Annotated in this window: 16 protein-coding genes; 11 read left to right on the top strand and 5 right to left on the bottom strand. The window is 68.0% G+C overall.

The features are described from left to right. Positions 1-254: 254 nt before the first annotated feature. The gene (locus tag H5T74_03085; GenBank protein MBC7229362.1) at positions 255-905 is read right to left on the bottom strand and encodes a hypothetical protein; all 651 of its coding nucleotides are present in this window, start codon (positions 903-905) and stop codon (positions 255-257) included. 436 nt (positions 906-1,341) lie between these two features. On the opposite strand from H5T74_03085, the gene H5T74_03080 reads away from it, so the two are divergent. The 6 genes from H5T74_03080 (at position 1,342) to H5T74_03055 (ending at position 8,697) form a co-directional block, all read left to right on the top strand. Further along, a complete protein-coding gene (locus H5T74_03080) occupies positions 1,342-2,655 on the top strand; it encodes an NAD(P)/FAD-dependent oxidoreductase (protein ID MBC7229361.1) in 1,314 nt (437 codons plus the stop codon). 23 nt (positions 2,656-2,678) lie between these two features. Next, complete coding sequence (locus H5T74_03075) at positions 2,679-3,236, top strand: hydrolase (GenBank protein ID MBC7229360.1); 558 nt, start codon at positions 2,679-2,681, stop codon at positions 3,234-3,236. A 97-nt stretch (positions 3,237-3,333) separates the two neighbouring features. Further along, positions 3,334-4,143 (top strand): methyltransferase domain-containing protein, encoded by an 810-nt coding sequence (locus H5T74_03070; GenBank protein MBC7229359.1) that lies wholly within the window; start codon positions 3,334-3,336, stop codon positions 4,141-4,143. 1 nt (position 4,144) lies between these two features. Next, complete coding sequence (locus H5T74_03065; protein ID MBC7229358.1) at positions 4,145-5,686, top strand: DUF1957 domain-containing protein; 1,542 nt, start codon at positions 4,145-4,147, stop codon at positions 5,684-5,686. A gap of 359 nt (positions 5,687-6,045) precedes the next feature. Then, positions 6,046-7,290: a glycosyltransferase family 4 protein gene (locus H5T74_03060; GenBank protein MBC7229357.1), complete on the top strand. Its 1,245-nt coding sequence runs from the start codon at positions 6,046-6,048 to the stop codon at positions 7,288-7,290. A 3-nt stretch (positions 7,291-7,293) separates the two neighbouring features. Beyond that, positions 7,294-8,697: a CoA-binding protein gene (locus tag H5T74_03055; protein MBC7229356.1), complete on the top strand. Its 1,404-nt coding sequence runs from the start codon at positions 7,294-7,296 to the stop codon at positions 8,695-8,697. Between the two features lie 456 nt (positions 8,698-9,153). Here H5T74_03055 and H5T74_03050 read toward each other — a convergent pair whose 3' ends face one another. The 3 genes from H5T74_03050 to H5T74_03040 form a co-directional block, all read right to left on the bottom strand. Then, on the bottom strand, positions 9,154-10,182 hold the full coding sequence (locus H5T74_03050) for a DUF4921 family protein (protein MBC7229355.1): 1,029 nt from the start codon (positions 10,180-10,182) through the stop codon (positions 9,154-9,156). Positions 10,183-10,353: 171 nt separating this feature from the next. Beyond that, a complete protein-coding gene (locus tag H5T74_03045; protein MBC7229354.1) occupies positions 10,354-11,091 on the bottom strand; it encodes an acyltransferase in 738 nt (245 codons plus the stop codon). 3 nt (positions 11,092-11,094) lie between these two features. Beyond that, positions 11,095-11,994 carry a methyltransferase domain-containing protein gene (locus H5T74_03040; GenBank protein MBC7229353.1) on the bottom strand — a complete coding sequence of 300 codons (900 nt, stop codon included), beginning with the start codon at positions 11,992-11,994 and terminating at the stop codon, positions 11,095-11,097. Positions 11,995-12,227: 233 nt separating this feature from the next. Between H5T74_03040 and H5T74_03035 the strand changes: the two genes are divergently transcribed. From H5T74_03035 to H5T74_03015, 5 genes are read left to right on the top strand one after another with little or no spacing between them, the layout of a single operon-like run. After that, positions 12,228-12,677 (top strand): NusG domain II-containing protein, encoded by a 450-nt coding sequence (locus tag H5T74_03035; GenBank protein MBC7229352.1) that lies wholly within the window; start codon positions 12,228-12,230, stop codon positions 12,675-12,677. 49 nt (positions 12,678-12,726) lie between these two features. Further along, positions 12,727-13,215 (top strand): Gx transporter family protein, encoded by a 489-nt coding sequence (locus H5T74_03030; GenBank protein ID MBC7229351.1) that lies wholly within the window; start codon positions 12,727-12,729, stop codon positions 13,213-13,215. 1 nt (position 13,216) lies between these two features. After that, positions 13,217-14,062, top strand: coding sequence for an ATP-binding cassette domain-containing protein (locus tag H5T74_03025; GenBank protein MBC7229350.1), 846 nt, complete (start codon positions 13,217-13,219; stop codon positions 14,060-14,062). Continuing rightward, positions 14,053-14,910, top strand: coding sequence for an ATP-binding cassette domain-containing protein (locus H5T74_03020; GenBank protein ID MBC7229349.1), 858 nt, complete (start codon positions 14,053-14,055; stop codon positions 14,908-14,910). The genes H5T74_03025 and H5T74_03020 overlap by 10 nt, the downstream gene beginning before the upstream one ends. Continuing rightward, complete coding sequence (locus H5T74_03015; GenBank protein MBC7229348.1) at positions 14,907-15,707, top strand: energy-coupling factor transporter transmembrane protein EcfT; 801 nt, start codon at positions 14,907-14,909, stop codon at positions 15,705-15,707. The genes H5T74_03020 and H5T74_03015 overlap by 4 nt, the downstream gene beginning before the upstream one ends. A gap of 4 nt (positions 15,708-15,711) precedes the next feature. Here H5T74_03015 and H5T74_03010 read toward each other — a convergent pair whose 3' ends face one another. Continuing rightward, positions 15,712-16,179, bottom strand: coding sequence for a DUF4234 domain-containing protein (locus H5T74_03010; GenBank protein ID MBC7229347.1), 468 nt, complete (start codon positions 16,177-16,179; stop codon positions 15,712-15,714). Positions 16,180-16,434: the final 255 nt, after the last annotated feature.

Raw genomic sequence — 16,434 nt, 5'->3', positions numbered from 1 at the left:
CTTTCACCGCGTCTTGTGGCCGCAAGGCCGATTTTTGACATATATTAAACCGAAGGCCCAAGGCCTGCACCCACAGGCCCCTGAGTCCCCGGTGAAGTCATCATCGCGCGTGGCCGGCGCTCGTGCTCCTTCCGGAGCGCCCAAAGTATTATATCCGTTCACCCCCGGGAATGCAACGACGTCCTCGGCACCGGTACGGAGCGTTTTCGCAGGTAGATAAGCTTATAACCGATGCTCCGCGCACGACGGCGGCATCAGCCGGCGGCCCAATGGTCGCCCACCGCCTCCGCCACCTCGCGCTCGCGCCCGAAGAGGAAGTGGTCCGCCCCCGGCAGGAGACGCAGCGCCGCTCCAAGCCTGGAGGAAAGCCTTTCCAATCTCTCCCGGTCCGCGAACTGATCCCGCTCCCCCGCCACCACCAGGCAACGGGACGGGAGCGACACGCCCTCCTCCTCCAGGAAGGTGAAGAAGTCGAAACCCACCAGCGGCGGGCTTATCAGCGCCACCCTGCGGCAGCGGTCTCCCTTCACCGCCCAGCGCAGGCCCACCCAGGCCCCGAAGGACCAGCCGGCCACGGAGAGGTCCCAGGCATCCACGTCCTCCCGCTCCCGCAACCACGCCCAAGCCCCCTCCAGGTCCTCCGTCTCCCGGATGCCCCCCGTGGACACCCCCCCGCTGCGCCCCACGCCGCGGAAGTTGAAGCGCAGGCAGGCCCAGCCCCGCTCCGAAAGGACCTTGGACAAAACCTCCATCAAGGGGACGTCCATGGAACCCCCACCGATGGGGTGGGGGTGGCAGAGTATGCAAGCCGGCGGCCTCGATCCCCCCTCCGGAAGCTCCAGTATCCCCTCGAGCCTGATGGGCTCCAGGCTGTCGGCGTAGAAATAGATCCTTTCCCTACGCATGGCGCTCCCTTCTCTCCCCGCCGGGGCCACGCCCCAGTGTTCACGGCACCTCCAAATATAAACCCCGTTCCCGCCCGCGTCCAAAGGGGTCCTCCCGCGTCTCCTCTCCCTTTTCCCTCCCCCGCGCTCTCCGGGCCGGTCTTCTCTCGCTTGTTTTCCCGGCCATGGGGCGGGATGAGGAGACGGCGCCCTGTCCCGCCCCCAAAGCCGGCCTTCAGGGCCTCCCGGGACCGGAGGCTGCGGGGCGATCATCGCGGTCCATCCCGGCCTTCCGTACCGGCGATCTTTTCCCGTGGAGCCCCATGGAGCCCGCGGCCACGCGGCCTTGAGTTCATAGCCGCGGGGCCTTGTGGTTTAATAATCCTCGTACACGGCGCCGGGATGTCCGGCCGCCGTCCGCGGTGATGTGAGGCAGACAGAGGACAAGGGGGCGGAGATGGACTACGACGTGATCGTCATAGGCGGCGGATACGCCGGCCTCTCGGCGGGCGCCCTGCTCTCCCACAAGGGCTACCGGGTGCTCCTGCTGGAGAAGGCGAGGAGCCTGGGAGGCAGGGCGGGGTACCAGGAGAGGGACGGATACACGGTGGAGTACGGGCTCCACGCCAACCGCTTCGCCGCGGAGGGGGCGGCGGCGGCGGTCTTCCGCCGCCTAGGCAGGGAGCTGGAGTTCATCTCCCCGGGTGAGCCGGAACTCTGGCGGGAGGGAGGGTTCCAGCCCCTACCCAACAACGTGGGAAAGATCCTCAAGTCGCCCATACTCCCCCTCTCCGCCAAGCTGAGCGCCGCGCGCTACCTGGTGAAGCTGGTAGCCGGCAGGCCTGAAAGGAAATACCAGGTATCCCTGGAGGAGATGACCGCGGGCTGCAGGTCTCCCGAGACCCTGGAGCTCATGCGCGTCCTCTCGGGCATAGGCATCATCGCCCCCGACCTCAGGTATTCCTCCGCCGGCGAGTTCGCGGCCTTCCTCAAAAAGGCCCTGCGCGCCAAGGTGAAGGTGGGTTATCCGAGAGGCGGGACGCGCAGCATCATAGAGGGCCTGCGCGAGGAGTTGGAGAGGAACGGCCAGGTCATGACCTCCTGCAAGGTCGGCCGCCTCATGCTCAAGAAAGGGGTGGTCAGCCAGGTTAAGACGGACTCCGCGTCCTATTCATCGCGTGCGGTCGTCTCGGCCATCCCCGTGCAGGAGGTGCCCGACCTCTTCGGGGGCAAGGACCTGCCGATAAAGTTCGTGAAAAGCGCGCGGGAGCTGGTGCCCACCGCGGGGATATCCCTGGACATAGGGCTCAAGGAGAGGGTGAGCGACAAGAGCGGCCTCCTGGTGACCTCGGATCCCGTGACCATGGGGCAGTTCACCTCCAACATCGACCCCTCCATGGCCCCCGAGGGAAAGCAGCTCCTCTCCTGGTATTACCCCCTGCCCCTCCCCTGGGTGAAGAACCAGGATAAGGCCAGGCAGGAGGAGGAGCGCCTGAGGGACCTGCTGGGAAGGATGTTCCCGGGCCTGTGGGAGGCGGTGGAATGGGAGCGCCCCATGCGCCTCTCCATGGTGGACGGGTTCCTGCCCCGTCCCGGGCAGACCAGGGAGGACAGGCCGGACTTCATCCTTCCCTCCATCGACAACTTCTTCCTCTGCGGGGACACCGTCAGAGCGGAGGGGACGGGCGGGGACACTGCTTTCAACTCCGCCCTCCACGTGTCGCGACTGGTGGAAGAATACCTGGAAGGACCCGCGGGCAACGAGGGCTGAGCCGCGGCGTGAAAGGAGGGGAGATGCACAGACACCCAGCGCTGGCCGGGGCCGACGACAGCGTGCTGGTGGTCATAGACCCCCAGGAGAAGCTGGTGAGAATGATCCACAACCGCGAGGAGGTGGTGGCGACCATCGCCCGCCTGCTCAGGTTCGCCGGCATCTTCGAGCTGCCGGTGGTGCTCACCGAGCACTACCCGCAGGGACTTGGATTCACCGTGGAGGAGATCAAGGAGGCGCTCGCGGAATACAACCCGGTGATCAAGCGCGTGTTCAGCTGTTTCGGGGTGCCGGAGTTCGAGGAGGCGCTCATGGCCACGGGCAGGAAGCGCCTGGTGGTCACGGGCATCGAGACCCATATATGCGTCAGCCAGACGGTCCTGGACGCCCTGCACCGCGGTTACCGGGTGCACGTGGTGGCGGACGGAACGGGGACGCGCAGGCGCGAGGACCACGAGGTGGCGCTGGAGCGCCTGCGCCAGGCCGGGGCCCAGGTGACCACCTCGGAGGCGTTCATCTACGAGGTGACCTGCCGCGCGGACGGCGAGGAGTTCAAGCGCGTCCTGGACCTGGTGAAATAGGTAGGACCCGGCGGCGGCAGGCGGCCCGGCTCCCGGCCGGCGGCCGCGGAGGGGCGGTAGCCTGCGCCGCCGGAAGCGGCAGAAAAGGCGAGTGACGATGGACTTTGGCGTGGACACCTCCGACCTGCCCGCCGACCATTACCCTCCTCTCATCCTCACGGGGGAGAGGACCCTCCCCGGCGTGAAGGAGGAGAACTACTGGTTCCAGCGCCACCTCGTGGCCTACCGTTTCCTCCTTCCCCTGGCGGAGGGAAAGCGCGTCCTCGACCTGGGGAGCGGCGAGGGCTACGGCGCCGACCTGCTGGCGTCCCGCGCCCGGGAGGCGGTGGGGGTGGACCTGGCGCCCGAGGCCGTGTACCACGCCCGCGGAACCTACCGCCGGCACAACCTCCGTTTCCACTACGGGGACATCTACTCCCTCCCCTTCGAGGACGGCGCCTTCGACCTGGTGTGTTCGCTGCAGGTCATCGAGCACCTCCACGAGCCGGAGCGCTTCATGCGCGAGGCGAGGAGGGTGCTCGCGCCCGGGGGCATCTGCGCCGTCAGCACCCCCAACCGTCTCATCATCTCGCCGGGTTCCGATAAGCCCGTGAACCCCTTTCACATCGTGGAGTACGACGGGCCGGAGTTCCTGGCCTTCATGCGCAGATTCTTCCCCGAGGTGAGGATGCTGGGGGTCTTTCACGCCCGCAAGCTGCGGATGCACGACCTCCTGACGAGGCGCAATTTCTCCCAGTTCTGCCTGCGGATACCACCCAGACTGGAACGCCTCTTCTACCGCCCGTTCTTCATCCCCTCCATAAAGAGCGGCGACTTCCGCATCCTTTCGGCGCCCCTGGAGGAGGCCCTGGATTTCATCGCCCTGGGAAGCGGGCCGCTTCGCTGCGCGGCCGACGGGGAGGGGTGAGATGGACGTCCCGGTGTCCCTGCTCCTCCACACCCACATGCCCTACGTGCGCCGCAACGGCGACTGGCCGGTGGGCGAGGAGTGGATACTCGAGGCGTGGGCGGAGAGCTACCTTCCCATATGGAAGGCGGTGGAAGACCTGGCGGAGGGCAAGCTGCCCGGAAAGCTCGCGCTCACCCTCACTCCCATCCTCTGGGAACAGCTCGACGACCCCTACCTGCAGGAGCGCCTGGTCGCCTACCTGGAGAACAAGGTGCGCCAGGCCGAGAGCGAGATGGAGCGCATGCGCGGGATGGGCGACGGCAACCGCGAGGAGCTGGCGCGGCGCTTCGCGGAGCACTACTCACGCCTCCTGGGCGCCTTCGTGAAGAGGTTCAGGGGGAGGATGGCGGAGGTCCTGAGGGCGGGAGTGGACGCGGGCAGGTTGGAGGTGCTGGCCAGCGCCGCCACCCACGCCCTCCTGCCTGCTCTGGGCTCTCCCTCCCAGGTCAGGGCGCAGATAGCGGTGGGCCTGGAGTCCTACCGGCGTGTCCTGGGAAGGGATCCCGAGGGCTTCTGGCTCCCCGAGTGCGCCTACTCCCCCGGGCTGGACGGCGTGCTCTCCGGCTTCTCGCCCCCCCTTTCCTACGTGGTGCTGGACCACACCGCGGTGCCGGAAGAGGAGGGAGTCCTTCCCACCTGGGAGCCGCGCGGTCTGGGGGACACCCCCCTCGTCGCCCTGGTGCGAGATCCCGTGGCCCACGAGCTGGTGTGGACGGAGCGGGGGTACCCCGCGGGCGCCCACTACCGCGAGTACGCCAAGCGGGATTACGAAGGGCACGGGTTCCAGTACTGGCGCATCACCTCCAGGGACACCCCCCTGGACGAGAAGGACGTCTATCGTCCCGAACAGGCCGTCCGCCAGGCGACCGAGGACGCGGGGCTCTTCGCGGCGAGCATGCGCTGGCGCGGCGAGTATATCGCCTCCCGGCGCGGCGGCGGGCAGGGACCGGCCCTCATCCTCGCCGCCTACGACACCGAGCTCATGGGGCACTGGTGGCTGGAGGGGACGCTGTGGCTGCGCCACGTCCTCTCGCTGCTGGGAGAAGACGCCGCGCTTCCCGGCCATGTCGCCCGTGAGGCGCGCGGCCTCCGCCCCCGCCCCCTGCGCATCGGGATGACGGCCTGGAACGTGGACGGCACCTTCTCCACCTGGGTCAACCGCGAGACCAGCGAGGTGCTGGAGTCCGCCCATCTCTCGGGGATGGAGTTCGCCGACGCCCTGACTTATATCCCCGAGAGAGCGCGGGAGGAGCCGCTGCGCAGGAGGGCGCTCCTGCAGGCGGCACGCGAGCTCCTTATCCTGCAGGCCAGCGACTGGCCCTTCATGGTCACGCGTGACCAGGCCGCCTCCTATGCCCGCGACCGCGTATCCTCACACCGCGAGCGTTTCAACCGCCTTGTGGAGATGGCCTGCACCGGCCGCGTCGACGAGGAAGAGCTGTCCCTGATGGAGGACACCGACAATCCCTTCCCCTGGCTCACCCTCGACCCCTGGCTGTGAAAGGGACCGGGTCCAGGATCCCGGATCTCCGGCCGACATCTTCCAATACAGGCCCTGTCCCGGTGAAGAGCGGGGATTCGGAACACCACCATCGTGTGTCGCCATGTCCGACCTGTGACCGCTGTTGGTACAGGAGCAAGCCCTGGATATTCATTCCAATCCATCATCAACCTATATATGGCATATATTAGGAAAAAAGCCCCGCGACCGACGCCTGGCTCCCATGAGTTGCCATGTGGCGGGGCTTTTTATTAGAATATCTCTGCTTGTGAGCGATGTATCCGATAGTCCAGAGGGGTTTGGCCGGAAAAGCCGAGGGATGAGCCGGTAAACCCGCCAGCGCGAGAACGGGGAAAGGCTTGAACGTACTGCTTCTCTCCTGGGAATACCCTCCCAGGATCATCGGGGGGTTGGGAACACACGTCCACCAACTGGCGGTGAACCTCGCGCGCCTGGGGTTGAACGTACACGTGGTCACCAAGGACGCTCCGGGGGCCCCCGATTACGAGCACACCGACGATGTGCACATCCACCGCGTGCCCCTCTACCCCCCGGAGATCCCGCAGGACGAGTGGGTGCCGTGGACCCTGCAGTTCAACGTGGCCCTTCTCGAGCGTGCGGTGCCCATCATCAACGAGAGGATGGGAAAGGTCCACGTCCTCCACGCCCACGACTGGCTGGTCGCCCACGCCGCCATCGCCCTTAAGCACGCCTACCGCATCCCCCTGGTGGCCACCATCCACGCCACCGAGTACGGACGCCACCAGGGACACATCCCCCCCGGCATGTCCAAGATCATCCACCAGGTGGAATGGTGGTTGACCTTCGAAAGCGTGCGCACCATCACCTGCAGCAACTACATGAAGGATGAGGTCACGCGCATCTTCGAGCTGCCGGAGGACAAGGTGACGGTGATCCCCAACGGCATCGAGTACGAGCTGTTCCGCTGCGACACCGACACCGCGCGCATCCGCCGGCAGTTCGTGGAGCCGGATTCGCGCATGATCTTCTTCGTGGGCAGGCTGGTCTACGAAAAGGGCGTGCAGACGGTGATCGAGGCCATGCCCATGGTGCTCAGGGAGTTCCCCGACCTGCGTTTCCTGGTGGCCGGGACGGGTCCGCACGCGCGCGCCCTCCAGGTGATGATCGAGGAGCTGGGCCTGGGGGAGAAGATAAGGCTCCTGGGCTTCGTGGACTCCGAGAAGCTGGTGAAGTTCTACAAGTGCGCCGACATCACCGTGGTCCCCAGCATCTACGAGCCCTTCGGGATGGTGGTGCTGGAGGCCATGGTGGCGGGAAGCCCGGTGATCGTGGCCGACACCGGCGGCCTCAAGGAGATCGTGGTGCACGAGGAGACCGGGCTGCACTTCACGCCCGGGAACCCCGAATCCCTGGCGAAGGCCATGATCCGCGTCCTCTCGGACGAGGAGCTGGCGCGGCGCCTGACGGCCGACGCCCAGAGGTTCATCGGCGAGAAGTACAACTGGGGGCGCATCGCCCGCCACACCATGGAGGTGTACCAGCGCTCCGTGAAGGAGTACGAGTACCGCCCGCGCGCCCTGCACGTATGCCCTCCCATCCCGGAGAGCGCCCCGGGCAGCTAGAACATGGACGACGCCCTGAAAAGAAGCCTCGACCGCATCTTTTATCCCTCGTCGGCCGCCATCGTCGGGGTCTCCGAACGCACGGACAACCCGGGCACCCTCTTCCTGCGCGCCTACACGGACATGGGTTTCCGGGGCGGGCTATATCCCGTCAATCCCCGCCACGCGGAGATCCTGGGGCGGCGCTGCTATCCCGACCTCTCGAGCCTGCCCGAGGTCCCCGACCTGGTCATCCTGGCGGTGCCCCCGGCCGCCGTCCCCCCGCTGGTGCGCGAGTGCGCCGCCCTGGGGGTGGGAGGCTGCATCGTCAACACCGCGGGCTTCTCGGAGACGGGCAGGGAGGAGGGCAGGGCCCTGGAGGCGGAGATCCGCCGCGCCTTGGAGGGCAGCGCGCTGCGCCTGGTGGGGCCCAACTGCATGGGGGTATATTCCGCGCGCGGCAGGATAGCCCTTTTCGCCGGCATGTTCCCCGCCGAGGGCAGGGCGGGCATGATATCCCAGAGCGGATCCTTGTCCAGCATCGCCTTCGTGACCGGCCTGGAGCGCGGCCTGATGTTCGACAAGATCGTCTCCAGCGGGAACGAGCTCGACCTCAACTGCGCCGACTACCTGGAATACCTGGGCGAGGACCCGCACATCTTTCTCGTCCTCGCCTACCTCGAGGAGATACGCGACGCACGCCGCTTCCTGCGCGCCGCGCGCGAGATGCGGGGGCGGAAACCCCTCATCGTCCTCAAGTCCGGGCTAACCGCCTCCGGGGGGAGGGCGGCCTCCAGCCACACCGCCGCCCTGGGCGGGGACGCGGAGATCTTCGCGGGCGCGGCGCGGCAGGCGGGCATGATCCTGGTCCGCGACCTGGCGCAGATGCTGGACTGCGCGGCCGCCCTCTACCACCTGCCGGCATGCACGGGTAACCGGGTGGCCATCGTCAGCGCTCCCGGCGGACTGGCGGTGAACTGCGCGGACGCCGTGGAGTGGTACGGGCTGGAGATGGCCTCCCTGGGCGAGGAGACCCGCTCCGAGCTGGCCTCCTTCCTCCCCTCCGAGGGGACCTCCTTCGCGAACCCCGTGGACCTCGGGTTCGGAGCGGTGGTGCCCGGCAACTACCGCAGAACCCTGGAGATACTGGACCGCGACCCCGGCGTGGACATCATCATCACCGTAGGCTCCGCCCCCGCCTCCCGCAACGGAGACATCGGCCTCATCGCGGCCATCACCGGGGAGATGCTCGAGGCCAGGCCCGCCCTGAACCGGCCCCTGGTATCCGTCCTCTTTCCCAGCGCCTTCACGGCCCCCCAGGCCGCCAGGCTCCACGCGGCGGGGATACCCGCCTATCTCACCCCCACCGCCGCCTGCTTCGCCCTGCGCGCCTTTCACCAATTCCACCGGCTATCACAGGCCTGCTGAGCCGCGGGGCAGCGGCAAGAGGGCTCGGGCGTCCGGCCCTTCCCGGTCCCGGAGACGACGCAGCCCGCGAGCCTCCTCCAGGGGATCCATGACTTTGGGGTACATGCCCGTGGCCGGCTCGAAGCCGGCGCTTACGATCACGCGGGGACCATCTCCAGGAGCGCCGAATCAGGGGTTGCGCCCTTCCTCTTCCTGCATTAAACGCAGTTGGCGGGCCGCCTCCAGGGGATCCATGACGTTGAGGTACATGCCCGTGGCCGGCTCGAAGCCGGCGCTTACGATCACGCGGGGACCATCTCCAGGAGCGCCGAATCAGGGGTTGCGCCCTTCCTCTTCCTGCATTAAACGCAGTTGGCGGGCCGCCTCCAGGGGATCCATGACGTTGAGGTACATGCCCGTGGCCGGCTCGAAGCCGGCGCTTACGATCACGCGGGGACCATCTCCAGGAGCGCCGAATCAGGGGTTGCGCCCTTCCTCTTCCTGCATTAAACGCAGTTGGCGGGCCGCCTCCAGGGGATCCATGACGTTGAGGTACATGCCCGTGGCCAGCTCGAAGCCGGCGCTTACGATCACGCGGGGGACCATCTCCAGGTGCCAGTGATAGTAATGGTAATCCCTTCCATCGCAGGGAGCGGTGTGCAGCCACAGGTTGTATGCGGGGTTCGCCAGCAGCCGGGAGAGTGCTCCCAGGGAGCGCGTGAGCACCTCCGCCAGACCCTGCAGGGCGCCCTCTCCGGCGGAGGCGAAATCCGGGCCGTGGATGAGGGGCGCAAAGCGCATCTCGAAGGGAGAGCGCGACGCGTAGGGCATGAAGGCGACCCACCCCTCCCCCTCGGCCGCCACCCTGCCGTCGGCGGCCGCCTCCTCCGCTTCCTTGCAGAGGGGACACCCCTCCCCCCGGCGCCGGGACTCGCGCAGCTCGTCGCGGACGCCGCGCGGCACCAGGGGCAGGGCGAAGACCTGGGTGTGGGGGTGTTCGAGGGACGCTCCCGCCTCCCGCTTGTGGTTGACGATGATCTGCACGTACCTCACGTGAGGCATGTCGGCGAAGTGGCGGAAGCGCGCCTGCCAGGCTCCCAGCAGCCCCGTCGCCTCGCGCGCGTCCATCTCCCCCAGGGAGAGCCCGTGGTGCGGAGAATGGATGATCACCTCGTGGTCCCCGCGCGCGGGCATCCCCACCCTGCCGCCTCTCCGCCACCCCCTTTTCCCGGCCTCGGGCACCAGGGCGGGGTAGAGGTTCGGCACCACCCTGATCCGCCATCCCGGGGAATCGGGAGGGCCCTCCTCCCTGCCCGCGGACCACACCTCGGGAGGGGTCAAGGCCTCGTTGCCGGGGCAGAACGGACAGGCCTGCTGCGGCGAGGCGCTCGGCGCGGCCCCGGGGCGTCGAGACCTGCCCGTGGCCAGCACGGACCACGCCCCACTCAGGGCGTCGCGCCTTATCTCCGGAAGGGGGAACCCGGTCGCCTCTTCCTTCTCACCCATGCTGCCTGCCCTTTCTCGTCATGCTCCCTTATGCGCTCCGGCCACCGGCGCCGGCGGGGCGTGAAAGCGCGGGCGGCGACCCGAGGAGAGGGGGTCTTTTCTGCGCCCCCCGCCATGGGGGACCTGCCGTCCCCGTCCCTTCTTCCCCTCCGCCACGGCCTCGCGACCTCCTCAGGTCGCGCGGTCGCCGTGCGGCGGCTCTCCCTCACCCCCGCCTTCCCGCTCCGCGTCGTCCGGCACCGGGCGCGGCCTCCAGCCCAGCACGCGGGCGGGAACCCCTCCCACCACCGCGTAGGGCGGTACGTCGCGGTTCACCAGGCTCATGGCCCCGATCACCGAGCCACGGCCCACGGTGACCCCACGCAGGATGGAGACCTTCTCCCCCACCCAGATGTCCCCCTCGAGGCGGATGGGGCGCTTGGTTATGCCCTGGGAACGGATGGAGATCACGGGATCCCAGTAGTTGTGGTCGAAGTCCACTATGTACACGGAGTCGGCGAACAGGCACTCGGGGCCGATGTACACACCGGCATAGCAGTTCACGGTGTTGTCGGTGCCGAAGATGGTGTTGTCGCCGATATACAGCTCCCCCTCGTGGCAGCGCAGGGCGTTGTTGGTGCCGATCCACACCCAGCGCCCGATGCGCATGCTGGCGCCCTTCTTCACCACCACCTGGTAACGGCGCGGCAGGAAGATGAAGCCCTCCGTCTTCACCCGCGGATGCAGGAGCTTGAAACGCAGAAAGCGGTAGAGGAAGAGCCAGTAGCGGGGACCGTACATGCGCTTTTCGCGTATGAAGCGCAGGGTGCGCACCAGCCATCTCCATCCCCGCGGCCTCTCCCCGGGGCCCGCGGGGAGCTGCGCCCCTTTTTCCACCTCCCGCAGCGCTTCGACCCTGCTTTCCATCATGGATTATTTTTCCATGTAAAGGATGAGGTTGTAGAACCAGTCCCGGGGCAGCCAGCGGTAGAGCCTCTGGTCCAGGGCGCGCGCCCTCCGGTAGGTGTTGTACGCGCCCCAGCGCCAGCGGTCGCTGATGTTCTCCTCGCTCACGCTGCCCTCCACGGTACGGATCATCCAGCCGATGAAGCTGGAGAAGAGCTCCTCGGACTCGCAGCGCACGGAGGTGAAACCGGCCCTCCGCGCCATCTCGCACAGCTCGCGGGGCCTGAAGTTGTGGATGTCCACCATAAACTCCAGCTCCTGCAGCTCGTGGTCCTGGGGGTCGTCGGAGGCGCAGTAGTCCCTCAGGGTAATGGGGCGCTTCCCCAGCCTCCCGCCCAGGCGCGCGTAGGCCTTGACGGAGGCCGAGGCCATGGCCTTGGCCACCCTGGCGAGTTGATGCCCCTTCACCGAGGGCTCCCCGGCCACCACGCATCTCCCCCCCGGTCGCAGCACGCGCCGGATCTCGCGCAGCGAGGCGTCCAGGTCGGGGAGGTGGTGCAGGACAGCGTGGCCGATGACCAGGTCGAAGGACTCGTCGTCGTAGGGCAGCCTCTCGGCGTCCGCCTGCTCCAGGTGTACCCGGATGCCCAACTTCTCGGCGTTATCGCGGCACACATCCAGCATCCCCCGGGAGATGTCGCACCCCCAGGCCTCGTCGAGCACCCCCGCCAGCCCCAGGTTGAGCATGGCGTAGCCGGTCCCGCAGCCGATCTCCAGCACGCGCACGCCGCGGGGAAAGGGCCCGCCCAGCCCCAGCTCGAACTTGGAGAGCACGAAGTCGGCCATGTCGGAGTCGAAGCGGATGGCCCACTTCTTGTCGTATTCGCGGCTGGTCTCGTCGTGAAAGACCAGGTTGGCTTCCTTCACGTCCATAGCAGTGATTATATGCGCAGTGCGTCCCGGCTGGAAACCCGCATCTTTTCGGCCCGGTGCGCTTGCCGCAGGATTCGCTTTGGGGACCGGTGATGGCCGGAGATGCGTACCGCCTGGAACCCCTTGCCTATACGGGTGTGTCGGCGCCGGGTCCCCTCCCTTTCCCGAGACCCGCCGCTTTCATTTAATATAGGGAGGAACAGGACCCGCACGGGAGGTACGACTTCATGGGGTCAGCCCCGGACATGGGACATTCCCGCCGGAACCGCCCCCCGCGAGGGGGAAGACGACCCGGGGGCGGGCGCTGGTGGGCGCCCGGAGACGTGGTGCTGGTGCTCACGGTGGCCGCCCTGAGCGCCTTGCTCATCGCCCAGGGCCTCGCCAGGGCGGGGGCCGGATCGTCGCCGCGCGCGGCGGTGAGCGTCAACGGCCGCGAGGTCATGGTCCTGTCCCTGCAGGAGGACCGGGTGGAGCTGGCGGTGGAGGGGTACCGGGGCCGCTCTTACCTCCAGGTCGCGGGAGGCAGGGTGCGCATGCTCGATTCCGCCTGCCCGGACAAGCTGTGCGTGCATGCCGGCTGGATCTCCCGACCCGGGGAGAGCATCGTCTGCCTTCCCAACCGGGTGGTCATAGAGATCAAGACGGGAGAGGAAGGGCCGGATGTGGTCAACCGCTGAGAGGCCCTTACGCCCCCCCTCCGACCGCCGGGCTTATCTGGTGGGGGAGATGGGGATGCTGGTGGCCCTGGGCCTGGTGCTGCAGATAATCGAGGGCACCATCCCCCCCATCCTGCCCCTGCCCGGCGCCAAACTGGGACTGGCCAACCTGGCCACGGTGTCCGCCCTGGTCTTTCTCGGGCCTCTGGAGGCCCTGGGGGTGAACCTCCTGCGATGCCTGCTGGGCGGGCTGCTGCGCGGCAGCTTCGTGGGCCTGGCCATCAGCACCGCCGCGGGGACCGCCGCCACCCTGGCGATGATGGCGCTCTATCGCCTTCCACCGGGGGTGTTGAGCCTCACCGGAGTGAGCATAGCCGGCGCTGTCACCCACAACGCCGCCCAGCTGGGGGTGGCCATACTGCTGGTTGGCTTCCCCGGCCTGCGCTATTACCTCCCCTATTTGCTCCTCATCGCCCTTCCCACGGGGTTCTTCATCGGCATCGCCGCCCGCCGTCTCTCCACTGCGCTGGGCAGGACGCTGCCCATGGGGGTGGGTTGAGCTGGACCGGCACACAGCGGACGCGGCGGTCATAGAGATCGAGGGCGTGAGCTTCGCCTATCCCGGCCGGGAGGATTCCCCTGCCCTGCGCGACGTCTCCCTCACCGTGGGCGAGGGAGAGTTCGTCGCCGTGGTGGGCCCCAACGGCTCGGGCAAGTCCACCCTCTGCCGCATGATGAACGCGCTCCTCCTCCCCACCGCGGGTAGGGTGAGGGCATGCGGCCTGGATACCTCGTCGGGAGACGATCTGGCGGCCATCCGCAGCCGGGTGGCCCTGGTCATGCAGAACCCCGATAACCAGATCGTCGGCCCCACGGTGGAGGACGACGTGGCCTTCGGACCGGAGAACCTCGCCCTTTCCCGTCCGGAGATCGCGGAGCGGGTGGAGGAATCCCTGCGGGCCCTAGGCCTGGCGGGACTGCGCAGCCGCGAGCCCCACCTCCTCTCGGAAGGGGAGAAAAAACGCCTCGTCCTCGCGGGCGCACTCGCCCTGAGGCCGCGCGTGCTGGTGTCCGACGAAGCCACCTCCATGCTCGACCCCCGCACGCGACTCGAGGTGCTGCTCCTGCTGCGGAGGTGGCGCGAGGAGAGGAAGATGGCGGTGGTACACGCCACCCACCACGCGGAGGACCTGCTGGCCGCCGAGAGGGTGGTCCTGCTCTCCTCCGGACGCAAGGTCTTCGAGGGCACCCCGGAGGAGTTCTTCGCCCGGGGCGGCCCCGCGGAGGAGGCGGGCATGAGGGAGCCGTCCCTTCTGGAGCTGTCGCGCGAACTGGCGGCACGGGGGCTCAGGGTGCCCGCCCGGCCCCTGTGCGCGGAGGAGGTGCTGGAATCCCTGTGGGCATAAGGCTTGAGGGAGTGGGGTTCACCTACCTTCCCGGGACCCCCATGGCCCGGGAGGCGCTGGAGGGCATAGACCTCACGCTGCGCGAGGGGGAGAGGGTATGCCTCATGGGGGCATCGGGGTCAGGCAAGACCACCCTCCTCTGCCTCGTTGCCGGCATCTACTCCCCCGCGCGGGGACGGGTGCTATTGGACGGCTCCCGCGTCGACCACAGCCCGTCAGGCCTGCGGCGGCTGCGGGAGGCGGTGGGGATCCTCTTCCAGTCTCCCCGCAGACAGCTCTTCGCGGAAACGGTGGAGAAGGACGTGGCCTTCGGGCCCCGCAACCGGGGGCTGCGCGGTCCCCGGCTCGCGGCGCGGGCCCGCGAGGCCATGAAGGCCGCCGGCCTTGACCCGGAAGAATATTCCAGTCGCTCCCCCTTCGCCCTCAGCGACGGCGAGATGCGCCTTGCCGCCCTGGCGGGGGTGCTGGCCATGGGACCCCGCTACCTCCTCCTGGACGAGCCCACGGCGGGGCTGGACCCCCTGGGGCGCCTCCGCCTGCGCCGGCTCATCAGAGAGCTGTCGGAGCGGGGCGCAGGCGTCCTGGTGGCAACCCATGACTGGGAGGAGGCGGAAGAGCTCGCCGACCGTGTGGAGGTGATGGCGGAGGGGCGCATCGTCTGCTCCGGGGACGTGGAGTCCGTGGCCGCCGACAGCGCGGCGCTCCGCCGCGCGGGGCTGGCGCCTCCCCCGGTGCCGCAGCTCCTCGCCCTCCTGCGCGGGAAAGGCCTGGGGGTGCCGGAGCGCGCCGCCTCCCCCGGGGAAGCGGCGGAATTCATCAAGCGAGCCATGGAGGGCGAGCCGCCGTGAGGGACCTGAACCGCATCGGGCTCGGGAGATACTACCCCATCCCCTCCCCCGTCCACCGCCTGGACGCGCGGGTGAAGATCGCCGGGGCGGGCGCCCTCGTCTTCCTCTCCTTCGCCTGCGGCCGCCTGTCCGGCCTCCTGGTGCTGGTGGCCTTCACCCTCCTCGTGGTGTACCTGGCCAAACTCCCTCCCCTGCAGCTGCTGGCCTCACTGCGCTCCGTCTTCATCCTCCTCGCGGTGACCGCCCTCGCCCAGCTGCTGTTCTCACCCGGACGGGTGCTCTGGGAATGGGGGCCGGTGAGCATCACCAACACCGGCATCCAGAACGGCATCCTGTACTCTCTGCGGCTGGCCGTAGCGGCGGTGACCATCGGCGCCCTCACCATGACCACCGATCCCCTGCAGCTCCTCTCCGGCCTGGAGGGCCTCATGGCTCCCCTACGCCCGCTGCACTTTCCCGTGCACGAGACGGCCATGGTCCTCACCACGGCGCTGCGCTTTCTGCCCGTCCTGCTGGGCAAAGCGGGGGAGATCGCGCGCGCTCAGGAGGCGCGCGGAGCCGATTTCTCCAGCGGCAACCCGCTGCGCAGGGCGCGTTCCCTCCTCCCCCTCCTGATCCCGCTCTTCTCGGGCTGCTTCCGGGACGCCGAGGAGCTGGGAACCGCCCTGGCCGCGCGCGGCTACCGCGGAGGTGCGGGGCGCACCCGCTACCGCGCCTCCCGTCCGGGCCCCAACGACCTCGCCGCCCTGGCCGTCCTGGCGGCGGTGGGCTGGCTGGCACTGTGGTTCAGGCTGTGAGCGCCTAGCGCAGCGCGGTGTAGAGGAAATCCTCCCAGGCTACCTGGGCCATGAAGTGGTCGTTGAAATCCTTGATCATCACGTACATCCAGTAAAAGCCGTAGATGCCGCAGGTGACGATGGAGAGCAGCAAAAAGGTCACGAACTCGCGCTGGGGGACGCTGGGAACCGCCTGGCTCGCCTGCGCCGCCAGCCCCAGCTTGGCCAGGGCGGAGCTCATGAGGGTGAAGAACTGGGCCTCCACCGCGTCGTGCTCCACGTAATCCTGCATGAGGAGGTAATAGAGGATGAATGAGCCTATGCCGGTGAAGATGCAGATGAGGAGCCAGATCGCCGCTCCCCTCTCGGCGGCCATGCCGGCCATGCGCATGCGCACCTGTTCCAGCTGCGCGAGCTCCTGCCCGATGAGCTCCTCCCTGCCCTGCGCCTTCGTCCGCAGCTGCGCCACGGCCGCGTCCACCACCGCCGCCATGCGCTTGAAACGGAACTTCCGAGCTGATTTTAAACTGAGTTCAGTAAAACTCCAGCAAGAGCCGGAGACATGATCGTTTACTCAGCCCGCCTTCTTAGCAACCCCGATTGCATCTATGGAGATGGGAGGCGATAGCTTCAAGGCATCCAGGATCTCCTTCTGCTCTGGATCGGGGCGCGCCGCAAGCTCGAAGGAGTAGTCCCCACAGGTCAAGGGGATCACCTGTAGACGATCCAGGCTGCGGATCGCGTGCTC

The organism is Actinomycetota bacterium, from assembly GCA_014360645.1.
Classification (GTDB): domain Bacteria; phylum Actinomycetota; class Geothermincolia; order Geothermincolales; family RBG-13-55-18; genus Solincola_B.
This window is presented reverse-complemented; position numbering and strand designations above follow the sequence as displayed.